Consider the following 12,915-nt stretch of genomic DNA (forward strand, 5'->3'; position numbering starts at 1 on the left):
CGATACGATGTGCGGGCGACACCGATCGGAGCGAAACAGGGCACAGCGGCTTCGCCGACGGCCGGAGAGACTGAGATGACACTCGAAAACATCTCCCGATACGACCCGGACCGCGTGACCGCGCGGGACGGCCACGCCGTCGTCGTCGGCGCGAGTATGGCCGGCCTGTTCGCCGGGCGCGTCCTGGCCGACGCGTTCGAGCAGGTGACCGTCCTCGACCGGGATCCGCTCCCCGACGAGCGGATCGCGCGCCGCGGCGTCCCGCAGGCGAACCACGTTCACGCGCTGCTGGAGCCAGGGCGCGTGATGCTGGAGGATCTGTTCCCCGGATACGGGGGGGAAATCCGCGACGCGGGCGGGGTCGTGATGAACGCGTCGAAGAAACTCGACCTCTATCAGGGGGGAGACTACATCGCGGAGGCCGAAGAGGAACTGCCGTTCTACTGCGCGAGCAGACCGCTGTTCGAGCAACTCACGCGACGACACGTCGCCGAGCGAGCGGATATCGCGCTCCGCGGGGCGTGTCACGTCACCGACTTCGTCGCCGACGACGACGGGAGGACTGTCACCGGAGTCAGGGTCGTCGACGGAGATGACGGCGAGGAGACCATCGCTGCAGATCTGGTCGTCGACGCGACGGGGCGGACCTCACGAACCCCCGAGTGGCTCGAACGACACGGCTACCCGACGCCGGAAACCGAGAACGTCGGCGTCGACCTCGCGTACAGCACGGTCGCCGTCGATCGACCGCCGGAGAACGAACGGGGGTACCTGATCGTTCCGTCGCCGCCGGTCACGCGCGGGGGGACGGCGGTCCCCGTGGAGGGCGACCGCTGGATCGTGACGGTGTTCGGCCGCCACGGCGATCATCCCCCGACCGATCCGGAGGGGTTCGAGGAGTTCGCGTCGTCGCTCCCGGCGCCGGCGATCAGCGAGGTCCTCGCGCACCACGAGTGGGACGGCGACGAGATCCACCGCTACCCGTTCCCCGCGAGCAAGCGCCGGTACTACGAAGACCTGGATCGATTCCCCGACGGCCTCCTCGTCACCGGCGACGCCGTCGCGAGTTTCAATCCGATCTACGGGCAAGGGATGTCCGCCGCGGCCCTCGATGCGTTGCACCTTCATCACGCGCTCGCGGCCGGACGCGAGAACCTCGCCACGCGGTTCTTCGACCGGGCCGCCGACACGCTGGATGTCGTCTGGCGGATCACGGTCGGCTCCGACTTCGAGTACGCGGAGACAGAGGGGAAGAAGCCGGCCGGGACGGACGTGTTCAACCGCTATCTCTCGTGGGTCGTCGACGCCGCTCACGAGGACAGGTACGTCGCCGAGCAGTTCACGCGCGTTCTCAGACTCGAGTCGCATCCGACCGCGCTGCTGGCGCCTGGGATCCTCGGCCGGGTCGCCACCGCGAAGGTACGTGCGTATGTCTGACAGCGTAGTCGACGGGCGGAGAGCCACCGATACGCGGGCGATCGCGCCCGACGCGCTCCCGCCGTCGGCGACGTTCGAGTTCGTCGAGACGAACGGGATCGAACTGCACACGCTCGTTGCCGGCGACGACGCGGACCCGCCGGTCCTCTGCTTGCACGGCTTCCCGGAGTTCTGGTACGGATGGCGCTCACAGATCGCCCCGCTCGTCGACGCCGGCTACCGCGTGATCGTCCCCGATCAGCGCGGGTACAACCGCAGCAGCAAGCCCGACGGAGTCGACGCCTACACCATCGACGTGCTGGTGACAGACGCGGTCGGCGTACTCGACGCGTTCGGCTACGACAGCGCGCGAGTAGTCGGTCACGACTGGGGCGGGGCGGTCGTCTGGCAGACGCTCGTGGAGCATCCCGACCGTATCGATCGCGCCGTGACGATGAACATCCCGCACCCGGCAGTGTTCTTGCAGTACTTCAGGGAACGGCCGAGTCAACTCCGCCGGAGCTGGTATATGTTCTTCTTCCAGTTGCCGAGGATCCCCGAGGTGACGTGGCGCGCCGATGGCTGGCGCGGCCTCCGGTGGTTCATCGACACCTCGAACCGCCCGGACACGTGGGACGAGCGGACGCTCGAACGGTACGAACAGGCGTGGGCGCGGCCGGGAGCGTTCACGGGGATGCTCAACTGGTATCGAGCGCTGCTCCGGGAAGACGCGCCCGAACCGGCGTCCTGGAGGGTCGAACCGGAGACGATGCTGATCTGGGGCCGCGAAGACCCGTACCTCCATCCGGAGATGGCGTCGGCGAGCGCTGATCGGTGCGAAAACGGGCGGTTGGAACCGATCGAGGGCGCCACCCACTGGGTACAACACGAGGCGGCGGCGCGGGTGAACGAGGTCATTCTGGATTTCCTCGAATAACGGCGTGAGCGCCGCTCGAGAGCGCCTCCTGCTGTGTCGAGGTTTCACCTACCCGAAGCCTCTTATGAAGCCGTGACCTACGACGGGTGATGACTGACACTGTGGACGACGTCGAGCTCCCATACGACGAGGAGGCGGCGTCGCAGCAGGAGAAGATCGAGGCGCTCAGAGAACGCCTCGACGTTCTGGAGTCCCAAAACGAGGAGATGCGGGACAAGCTGCTGGACGCGAACGCGGAGAACAACAAGTATCAGCAGAAGCTCGAGCGACTCACGCACGAGAACAAGAAGCTGAAGCAGTCGCCCCTGTTCGTCGCGACGGTGCAGGAGATCACCGACGACGGCGTCGTGATCAAGCAGCACGGCAACAACCAGGAGGCGCTCACCGAAGTGACAGACGAGATGCGCGAGGACCTCGAACCCGACGCGCGCGTCGCCGTCAACAACTCGCTGTCGGTGGTCAAGCGGCTCGATAACGAGACCGACGTCCGGGCCCGCGTGATGCAGGTCGAACACAGCCCGGAGATCACCTATCAGGACATCGGTGGGCTCGAAGAGCAGATGCAGGAGGTTCGCGAGACCGTCGAAATGCCGCTCAAGTCCCCTGAGATGTTCGAGCAGGTCGGGATCCAGCCGCCGTCCGGCGTGCTGCTCTACGGCCCGCCGGGGACCGGGAAGACGATGCTCGCGAAGGCCGTCGCGAACCAGACCGACGCGACCTTCATCAAGATGGCCGGCTCCGAACTCGTCCACAAGTTCATCGGCGAGGGCGCGAAGCTGGTTCGCGACCTCTTCGAGGTCGCCCGCGAGAACGAGCCCGCGGTCCTCTTCATCGACGAGATCGACGCCATCGCCTCCAAGCGGACGGACTCGAAGACCTCCGGCGACGCCGAGGTCCAGCGGACGATGATGCAGCTCCTCTCGGAGATGGACGGCTTCGACGAGCGCGGCGAGGTTCGCATCATCGCGGCGACGAACCGCTTCGATATGCTCGACGAGGCGATCCTCCGCCCCGGTCGCTTCGACCGGCTCATCGAGGTCCCCAAGCCCGAGAAGGCGGGTCGCGAGATCATCTTCCAGATCCACACTCGCGGCATGAACGTCGCCGACGACGTCGACTACGAGCAGCTGGCCGAACTGGCCGACGACGCCTCCGGTGCGGACATCAAAGCGATCTGCACGGAGGCGGGGATGTTCGCCATCCGCGACGACCGCACCGAGATCGCGATGGCCGACTTCGTCGAGGCCTGGGAGAAGATCCAGGCCGACGCCTCCACCGAGGGCGAAGCCAGCCGCGCCTTCGCCTGAGTTCCGGACGCGGTCAGCCGGACTCGTCGGACCGGTTTCCGTCGACTGTCACGGCGTTTTCATCGCCCGACGCACCGTGTTCCCGTAGCCTCGCGATCGCCCGACGAGTCGTGTCGGTCGCGTCGTAGCCGCGCTCGCCGCGGACCCTCGTCTCGGTGAGCAGTCCCGCCGCGCGGAACTCCGAGAGGAGACCGTGCAGGTCCGACTCACAGAGGTCGTACGCCGAGAGGAGGTCGACGACCGACATCGGCCCCCGGTCGGCGAGTTCGACGAGCAGGCCCAGCGATCGGTCGTCGTGGGCGGCCGTGACGACGGTCCGAACCGACGACGGGATCCCGTCAGTGGCGACCGAGAGCGGCGCGTCGCTGTCCTCGAAGGTCAACTGCTCGTTCGGCAGGTAGCGTTCCTCGCCGGTCTCGGGGTCGCGGACGCGACTCGACTCCGTGGAGCGCTTCACGAGGAGATACCGGTCGCCCGACGGATCGCGAACCGTCTGCATACGCCATCGGAATCACGGCGTGCGCTTATCGGTTGCGCTCGTTCCGCGAGTCGACTCGGCGCGTCGACCCATCGACCCACCGACCCGTCGGCCCGTCGACCCGCCGACCCCCTCACTCGGAGCCGTTCGCTGAGACCTCGCCGGCGGTGTCTGCGGAAGCGGCGGCCGCATCGTCGGCTCCCGTCGCGTCGTCGTCAGCGACGCGCGTCTGGTAGCTGTCATAGAGATCGTACGTCCGATAGAGTGCGATCAGACCGACGGCGATCGCCACCCCACCCACCGTGAACTGGCCGCGGAAGGCGATGACCAGCAACCCGATGCTGACGCCACCGAGCGCGACGTTGGCGTAGACGACCGTCACCCAGAAGTACCTCGCGAGGTCGCTGTCGATCTCGACCTCGGCGTCGGCGTCGACGCGCTCTCCCGGATCTTCGACCGACGGAATGGACGTGAGATCGTCTTCGGGCTGGCCCCACCGCGACTCGGGATCGGGATCGTCGGGCTCGTCGGGCCACTCCTCGGAATCCGGGAACACACCTGAGGTGAGGAACGGCAGTCGCAAAAGCGGTTCGCTCGGTGGTGGCGGATCGACGTCGAAGTGTCGTCCGCGCCGATACTGCTCAGCAGTGATCCGTGAGTGTGACCGTTCGGTCGGCCTCGACCCACGCAAGCGGGTTCTGCGGATCGTAGAATACGATCCCGCCGTCGACCTCGTAGGACTCGACGTCGTCGAGTCCGCTCGCTTCGCCCAGCCGCGCGGGGGCGGCTGACGACCGATCCGTCCGCTCGGAGTCTGCAGGGTCGACCATCGTGGACTTTGGTATGATGTAACACACTATATGTCTTGCGCCGTGAATATCGTGGTCGATAGTGCGGTTCCGCAGCGGTCGGGTGTAATGCCGAACCTTTTAGCCCGGACTCCCGAACGCGTGGCTATGAAACAGGCAGGGCTCACCGACGACTGGGGGGGCGAGGACGCCGCCGACGGCGCCCGGCCGGACGCGGAGGCAGTCGCGGTCGCCGGCAACGGGACCCAGCACGTTTCGGAGGTTGTCGACAGCGAGGAGATCCGCTTTCCCGAGCCCGACGGGACGGTCGAACTGCTGGTGACGCAGGTGAACTACTCCATCGAGGGCAGCGGCCGCCGCGAGTATCCCGTCCTCCACGTGTTCGGTCGGACGCCCGAGGGCGACGTCGAACACGTCCGCGTCCTCGGCTTCGAGCCGTACTTTTACGCACCGACGGAGTCCCTCGACGACGACGCGCTCGACAAGGACGTCATCACGCGAACCGAGGAGGGATTCGAGAGCATCCGCGGCGACGACCTCACGAAGATCTGCACCCGGACGCCGCGCGACGTCGGCGAGATCCGCGACGAGTTCGATCACTACGAAGCCGACATCCTCTTTCCGAACCGGCTGTTGATCGACAAGGACGTCAAGAGCGGCATTCGAGTCCCGGAACGACGCCTCGACGGCGGCGAGGGCGGCGAAGCGGCCGACGACGCACCGATCCAGATCCCCCACGACGAGATCGAATCGACCGACGTCGAGGGGGACATCCGCGTCAACACCTTCGACATCGAGGTGGACGACCGCTCGGGCTTCCCCGAAGAGGGCGAAGAGCCGATCGTCTGTCTCACCTCTCACGATTCCCGCCGGGACGAGTACATCGCGTGGCTCTACGACGCCCCGGACGCCGGCGCGGACGTCGAGTCTCCCGGCGACCTCGGCGACTACGAGCCGATCCGCTCGGACACGGACGTCGACGTCCGAACGTTCGAGGCGGAGGATGCGATGCTCGACGCGTTCGTCTCGTACGTCGAACGGACCGACCCGGACATACTGACCGGCTGGAACTTCGAGGACTTCGATATGCCGTACCTGCTGGACCGGATGGAGGTCCTCGATCCGACCTCGGAGTACGGCCTCGACCCCGAGCGCTTCTCCCGGATCGACGAGGTCTGGCGAGGCGGGTGGGGCGGTCCTAACGTGAAGGGCCGCGTCGTGTTCGACCTGCTGTACGCGTACAAGCGCACGCAGTTCACCGAACTGGAGTCCTATCGGCTGGACGCCGTCGGCGAACTCGAACTCGACGTCGGCAAGGAACGGTACCCCGGCGACATCGGCGACCTCTGGGAACAGGACCCGGCGCGCCTGCTCGAGTACAACGTCCGCGACGTGGAACTCTGCGTCGAGATCGACAGAAAGCAGGACGTCATCGCCTTCTGGGACGAGGTGCGGACGTTCGTCGGGTGCAAACTCGAGGACGCCCCGACCCCGGGCGACACCGTCGACATCTACATTCTCCACGAGGCCCACGGCAGATTCGCGCTCCCCTCGAAGGGACAGGCGGACGCCGAGGAGTACGAGGGGGGAGCCGTCTTCGATCCGATCACGGGCGTGAAGGAGAACGTCACCGTGCTGGACCTCAAAAGCCTCTATCCGATGTGTATGGTGACGATCAACGCCTCTCCGGAGACGAAGGTCGACCCCGAGACCTACGGCGGCGACACCTTCCAGGCCCCCAACGGGACGCACTTCCGCCGCGAACCGGACGGGATCATCCGCGAGATGATCGACGACCTCCTCGCCGAACGCGAGGAGAAGAAGTCGCTGCGGAACGACCACGACCCCGACACGTCCGCCTACGAGCAGTACGACCGACAGCAGGCCGCTGTCAAGGTCATTATGAATTCCCTGTACGGCGTCCTGGGCTGGGACCGGTTCCGCCTGTACGACAAGGAGATGGGCGCTGCCGTCACCGCGACCGGCCGGGACGTCATCGAGCACACGGCCTCGGCGGCGAACGACCTCGGGAAGAGTGTCATCTACGGAGATAGCGTAACTGGAGACCGTCCGGTCGTCGTTCGGGACCCGGACGGCCAAATACGGATCATACCGATCGAGATGCTCTTCGAACAGACCGCGGCAAACTCGGAGTCAGAGATCCTCATTACCGCGGACGGCGCGCCGGTCGGAAGTGCTGGGCTTCCCAAAGAGCGCCGGGAGCCCGACGGCTGGGACGCACTATCTCTGAACGAGGCCGGTGAGACGGAGTGGCAGCCGATCGAGCAGGTCATCCGACACCAAACCGAGAAGGAGGTAGTCAAGCTCCAGCACAAGTTCGGCGAATCGACGACGACCCGGGACCACTCCTACGTCGTCGCTTCCGGCGGAAAATACGTCGAGGCCGAACCCGAGGAAGTCGACGAGCCACTCCGAGTGCCCGATCTGCCGGCAGTCGAGACAGTAGAGACTATCGACGTATACGAGGCGCTGGTCGGGTACGAACGGGCGTACGAAGACGAGGGAGGCACCGGAGGAACGTCGACGAAGACGAAGCGCGTCCACGCCAACGACGAGTACGTCTGGTTCGGTCACGATCACTACGACGAACTCGACTCGACGATCAAGGTCCAGCGATACATCGACGTCGACAGTGAGGACGGACGTGCGTTGAGCAGACTACTCGCAGCATACATACCGGAAGGAAGTGCGACGACCGCCGAGACGGCGGAGTCGAAGTTCGGGGCGAGCATCGCGGAGTCGCGCCGTGAGTGGCTCGAACAACTCAAATCCGACTACGAGCGGCTGTTCGAGAACGCGACAGTAAGCATCATATCGAGCGACACACGGAACGAACGAACCGTCGAGTACGAGACGGCGAGCGGGAGTGGATCGGCGACATACGGCGATCGGACGCTGAAGCTACAGATGATGAACGAACTCTCGGCCGTCTTCTTCCGGGAGTTTGCCGGACAGTCCTCACGCGGGAAGCGGATTCCCTCGTTTGTTTATCATCTCCCGACAGGAGAACAGGACCGTTTCATCGACATCCTCATCGAGGGCGACGGTTCTCGTGAGTTCCCCCGGTATTCGGACGAGTACGCGGAGCGGAATTTCGACTTCGAGACGACGAGTCGGGAACTTGCCGCTGGGGTGTCGATATTGCTTACCCAGCGAGACAAGAAGCACTCGCTGAAGTATCGAGACGGCAAGGATTCGTACACAATTCGGACCGTCGACTCCTACCGACGGGGGCGCGATCCCGTCCTCACCGAGGTCGATCACGACGGCTACGTATACGATCTCAGCGTGGCCGAGAACGAGAATTTCGTCGACGGACTCGGTGGAGTCGTGCTTCACAACACCGACTCAGTTATGCTGGAACTCGGCGGCGACGTCAGCAAAGAAGAGGCCATCGAGCAGTCCTTCGAGTTAGAGGAGTACATCAACGCCTCCTACGACGAGTTCGCCCGCGAGGAACTCGACGCCGACGAGCACCGCTTCCAGATCGAGTTCGAGAAGCTCTACCGGCGGTTCTTCCAGGCGGGCAAGAAGAAGCGCTACGCCGGACACATCGTCTGGAAGGAGGGGAAAGACGTCGACGACATCGACATCACGGGCTTCGAGTACAAGCGCTCGGACATCGCACCGATCACGAAAGAGGTGCAAAAGCGCGTGATCGAGATGATCGTTTACGGGAAGGAGACAGACGAGATTGCGGCGTATCTCAACGGGATCATCGAAGACTTCGAGACCGGCGAGATCCCCGTCGAGAAGATCGGCATCCCCGGCGGGATCGGCAAGCGACTCGACGCCTACGACACCGCGACGGCGCAGGTCCGGGGGGCGAAGTACGCCAACGAGTTCTTGGGAACGAACTTCGGCCGCGGCTCGAAGCCCAAGCGGCTCTACCTCCGGAAAGTCCACCCGTCGTGGTTCCGGCAGATGGAGACCGAGGAGGGCTACGATCCCCAGCGAGACGCACTCTACGGTGAGTTCAAGCGCGATCCCGACGTCATCTGCGTCGAGTACGACGACCAGGTGCCCGACGCGTTCGAGGTCGACTGGGACAAGATGCTGAAAAAGACGCTGAAAGGGCCGATCGAACGGATTATCGAAGCGCTCGGGATGTCGTGGGACGAGGTCAAATCCGGACAGGAGCAGACCGGCCTCGGCAGTTTCGTGTAGGTGTCAACTGGTCCGGGGTGGCCCCGGACGTCGAGGTTTGTTTCGGGAATTGCAAATATATTTTCTCTGCAGTAAAGTTCGGAGTTGTGAATGCGTAACCATTATGAGCGACACAGCCCACTTCACTGGTACGAGGCAACGAAATACGATGGCTACACTCGAAATCAAGAACCTCCACGCGAGCGTGGCGGAGGACGATGGCGAACAGATTCTTCGTGGCGTCGACCTGGAGGTCAACTCCGGTGAGATCCACGCCCTGATGGGTCCGAACGGGTCCGGGAAATCGACGACGGCGAAAGTAATCGCCGGACATCCCGCCTACGAGGTGACCGACGGTGAGATCCTGCTCCACCTCGAGGACGACGAGTTCGGCGAGGACGTGGAGATCCCCGACGAAGACCGGACCTGGGACCTGCTCGACTTGGAACCGAACGAGCGCGCGGCGCTCGGTATCTTCCTCGGTTTCCAGTACCCGGCCGAGATCGAGGGCGTGACGATGACGAACTTCCTCCGGACGGCGCTCAACGCCAAACTCGAAGAGCGCGAAGAACTCTTCGAAGACGAGGACGCAGACGAAGCTGAGGCCGACGAGGACGACGACGGCTACGAGAACTCCCCGATGGAGGGTCCCGCCGATGATGGCGAAATCGGCGTCGCCGAGTTCCAGCAGCTCCTCAAAGAGAAGATGGAGATTCTGGATATGGACGAGAAGTTTATGCAGCGCTATCTTAACGCCGGATTCTCCGGCGGCGAGAAGAAGCAGAACGAAGTGCTACAGGCCGCCATTCTCGAGCCCTCGGTCGCAGTCCTCGACGAGATCGACTCCGGACTCGACATCGACCGCCTGCAGGACGTCGCGAAGGGCATCAACGCGCTCCGCGACGAGCAGGGCACCGGCGTCCTCCAGATCACCCACTACCAGCGGATCCTCGAATACGTCGAACCCGACCACGTCCACATCATGCTGGACGGAAAGGTCGTCAAGAGCGGCGACGCGTCGCTCGCCGAGGACCTCGAGGACCACGGCTACGACTGGGTCCGCGAGGAAGTCTACGAGGCGGCGTAACTATGTTTGGTTACGCACAAGCCTATAAGAAACGAACCGTAAACACACACCACACACTATGAGTTCCGAACAAGATCACCTCAAAGACACTGACACCGAAGCCCGCTTCGACTTCAAGAAGGAGGAGTCCTCGGCGTTCCAGACCGAGAAGGGCCTGACCGAAGAGACAGTCCGCGTCATCTCCGAGGACAAAGACGAGCCCGAGTGGATGCTGAACCGGCGGCTCCGGGCACTGAAGCAGTTCCAGAAGATGCCGATGCCGACCGACTGGCCCGGCCAGCCGGACCTCTCGGAAGTCGACGTCGCGGAGATCGTCCCGTACATCCGCCCCGACGTGGACGTCCGCGCGGGCGTCGACGACTGGACGGAACTCCCCGACGAGATCAAAGACACCTTCGACAAACTCGGCATTCCGGAAGCCGAGAAGAACGCGCTCTCCGGCGTCGGCGCTCAGTACGAGTCCGAAGTCGTCTATCAGAACATGCAGGAGCGCTGGGAGGAGAAGGGCGTCATCTTCATGAATATGGACAAGGCGGTGCAGGAGCACCCCGAAATCGTCAAAGAGCACTTCATGACGAAGTGTGTCCCCCCGTCGGACAACAAGTTCGCCGCGCTGCACGGTGCGGTCTGGTCCGGCGGCTCGTTCGTGTACGTCCCCGAAGACGTCACCGTCGAGATGCCCGTTCAGGCGTACTTCCGGATGAACTCCGAGGGGATGGGCCAGTTCGAGCACACGCTCATCGTCGCCGAAGACGGCGCGGAGGTACACTACATCGAGGGCTGCAGTGCCCCGAAGTACTCCGCGTTCAATCTGCACTCCGGCGGCGTCGAGGTCTTCGTGGGCGAGGACGCCCACGTCCAGTACTCGACCGTCCAGAACTGGTCGAAGAACACCTACAACCTCAACACCAAGCGCGCGCTCGTCGAGGCCGACGGCCGGATGGAGTGGATCTCCGGCTCGATGGGCTCGAAGGCGACGATGCTGTACCCCTCGACCGTCCTCAAGGGGCCGAGGGCCTCCGACAATCACATCACTATCGCCTTCGCTGGCGACGGACAGAACATCGACACTGGCGCGAAGGTCTATCACAACGCGCCGGACACGAAGTCGACCATCGAGTCGAAGTCGATCTCGAAAGACGGCGGCCGGACCAACTACAGAGGGCTGGTCCACATCGCCGACGGCGCAACTGACTCCTCGACGTCAGTCGAGTGTGACGCGCTGATGTTCGACAACGAGTCGACGTCGGACACGATGCCGTATATGGAGATCAACGAGTCGAAAGTCGACGTCGCCCACGAGGCGACGGTCGGCAAGATCGGCGACGAGGACGTCTTCTATCTCCAGTCGCGCGGCCTCGACGACGACGACGCTAAACAGATGATCGTCTCGGGCTTCATCGAGCCGATCACCGAAGAGCTCCCGATCGAGTACGCGGTCGAGCTCAACCGCCTCGTCGAGCTCGAGATGGAGGGGAGCCTCGGATAGTATGAGCGGCGTCCAACTGCCCGCGAACCTCTCCGAAGAGACCGTTCGCGAGATCTCAGAAACCCGCGACGAACCCGAGTGGCTGCTCGAAGCCCGCCTCGACGCGCTCGAATCGCTCGAGACGCTCGAACTCCCGGACGTCATCCAGACGCCCGGCCGTCGCTGGACCAACCTCGACGCGCTCGACTTCGAGTCGCTCGTCGACCCGCTGGACCAGGCCGACGAGACCGAGCGCGCGAGCGACGAGGGCGTCGAAGTCCTCACGTTCGCCGAAGCGATCGACGCGCACCCCGAACGCGTCGAATCCGCGTTCGGTTCGACGATCGATCCCGAGGAGAACTACCTGACGGCGCTGTCGGCCGCGCTCTTCACCACCGGGACAGTCGTCTACGTCCCCGAGGGCGTCGACGCCGAGGACGTGACGATCCGCGCGGAGATGAACTCCCGCTCGCTGTTCAGTCACACCCTCGTCGTCACCGAGAAATCATCGTCGGTGACCATCCTCGAGAGCATCGAGTCCGGCGAAAGCGTCGACAGCGACGCGCGGTACTTCTCGAACCTCGTCGAGATCGACGCCGGCGAGAACTCCTACGTGCAGTACGGGTCGCTGCAGGACCTCGAAGAGGACACCTACAGCTACTCGCTCAAGCGCGCAGACGTCGGCACGTACGCGACGGTCAACTGGATCGAGGGCAACCTCGGCTCCCGGCTCACCCGCTCGGACGTCGAGTCCGAACTCAACGGCGACTCCGCCGAGACGAAGATCGTCGGCGCGTTCTTCGGTCACAGTGACCAGCACTTCGACGTGAATGCGCGCGTCTGGCACAACGCCGAGAACACGACGGCGGACCTCGTCACCCGCGGCGTCCTCGACGAGGAGGCGCGCTCGGTCTACGAGGGCGTCCAGGACGTCGGCCGCGACGCGTGGAACACGAGTTCCTACCAGCGAGAGAACACGCTGATGCTGTCGGACGATAGCGAGGCCGACGCGTCGCCGAAGCTGATCATCCAGAACCACGACACCGAGGCCTCTCACTCCGCGACGGTCGGACAGGTCGACCAAGAGGACCTGTTCTATATGGTCTCGCGGTCGGTGCCGCCGCAGCAAGCGCGGAATATGCTCGTGGAGGGGTTCTTCGTGCCCGTCCTCGAGGAGATCGAGGTCGACGAGTTCCGTGAGGACCTCGAAGAACTGATCGCCGCGCGTCTCCGGTAAGCAGTCTCG

Annotated in this window: 10 protein-coding genes; 7 read left to right on the forward strand and 3 right to left on the reverse strand. The window is 64.2% G+C overall.

The genetic code is table 11. The annotated features are described in order from the left end of the window. Positions 1 to 75 precede the first annotated feature (75 nt). The 3 genes from BLU74_RS00445 to pan1 all read left to right on the forward strand — a co-directional run bounded on the left by BLU74_RS00445 (position 76) and on the right by pan1 (position 3,660). A complete protein-coding gene (locus tag BLU74_RS00445) occupies positions 76 to 1,437 on the forward strand; it encodes an FAD-dependent monooxygenase (RefSeq protein ID WP_089765192.1) in 1,362 nt (453 codons plus the stop codon). Beyond that, positions 1,430 to 2,353, forward strand: a complete 924-nt coding sequence (locus BLU74_RS00450) for an alpha/beta fold hydrolase (RefSeq protein ID WP_089763943.1) — start codon at positions 1,430 to 1,432, stop codon at positions 2,351 to 2,353. The genes BLU74_RS00445 and BLU74_RS00450 overlap by 8 nt, the downstream gene beginning before the upstream one ends. Before the next feature lie 89 nt (positions 2,354 to 2,442). Continuing rightward, positions 2,443 to 3,660: a proteasome-activating nucleotidase Pan1 gene (gene pan1 / locus BLU74_RS00455; protein WP_089763946.1), complete on the forward strand. Its 1,218-nt coding sequence runs from the start codon at positions 2,443 to 2,445 to the stop codon at positions 3,658 to 3,660. 13 nt (positions 3,661 to 3,673) lie between these two features. Here the strand turns inward: pan1 and BLU74_RS00460 are convergent, their stop codons facing one another. The 3 genes from BLU74_RS00460 to BLU74_RS00470 form a co-directional block, all read right to left on the reverse strand. Continuing rightward, the gene (locus tag BLU74_RS00460) at positions 3,674 to 4,159 is read right to left on the reverse strand and encodes a DUF7346 family protein (RefSeq protein ID WP_089763947.1); all 486 of its coding nucleotides are present in this window, start codon (positions 4,157 to 4,159) and stop codon (positions 3,674 to 3,676) included. A 112-nt stretch (positions 4,160 to 4,271) separates the two neighbouring features. Continuing rightward, positions 4,272 to 4,694, reverse strand: coding sequence for a DUF7322 domain-containing protein (locus tag BLU74_RS00465; RefSeq protein WP_089763949.1), 423 nt, complete (start codon positions 4,692 to 4,694; stop codon positions 4,272 to 4,274). A gap of 85 nt (positions 4,695 to 4,779) precedes the next feature. Continuing rightward, positions 4,780 to 4,968, reverse strand: coding sequence for a DUF7331 family protein (locus tag BLU74_RS00470; protein ID WP_089763951.1), 189 nt, complete (start codon positions 4,966 to 4,968; stop codon positions 4,780 to 4,782). A 126-nt stretch (positions 4,969 to 5,094) separates the two neighbouring features. Here BLU74_RS00470 and BLU74_RS00475 point away from each other — a divergent pair, with 126 nt between their 5' ends. The 4 genes from BLU74_RS00475 (at position 5,095) to sufD (ending at position 12,906) form a co-directional block, all read left to right on the forward strand. Then, on the forward strand, positions 5,095 to 9,135 hold the full coding sequence (locus BLU74_RS00475) for a DNA polymerase domain-containing protein (RefSeq protein ID WP_089763953.1): 4,041 nt from the start codon (positions 5,095 to 5,097) through the stop codon (positions 9,133 to 9,135). A gap of 148 nt (positions 9,136 to 9,283) precedes the next feature. Beyond that, positions 9,284 to 10,201: an ABC transporter ATP-binding protein gene (locus tag BLU74_RS00480; RefSeq protein ID WP_089763955.1), complete on the forward strand. Its 918-nt coding sequence runs from the start codon at positions 9,284 to 9,286 to the stop codon at positions 10,199 to 10,201. A 58-nt stretch (positions 10,202 to 10,259) separates the two neighbouring features. Continuing rightward, positions 10,260 to 11,690 (forward strand): Fe-S cluster assembly protein SufB, encoded by a 1,431-nt coding sequence (gene sufB, locus BLU74_RS00485; RefSeq protein WP_089763957.1) that lies wholly within the window; start codon positions 10,260 to 10,262, stop codon positions 11,688 to 11,690. A gap of 1 nt (position 11,691) precedes the next feature. Next, positions 11,692 to 12,906: a Fe-S cluster assembly protein SufD gene (sufD, locus tag BLU74_RS00490; RefSeq protein ID WP_089763959.1), complete on the forward strand. Its 1,215-nt coding sequence runs from the start codon at positions 11,692 to 11,694 to the stop codon at positions 12,904 to 12,906. Positions 12,907 to 12,915: the final 9 nt, after the last annotated feature.

It is taken from the genome of Halobellus clavatus, assembly GCF_900107195.1.
Classification (GTDB): domain Archaea; phylum Halobacteriota; class Halobacteria; order Halobacteriales; family Haloferacaceae; genus Haloquadratum; species Haloquadratum clavatum.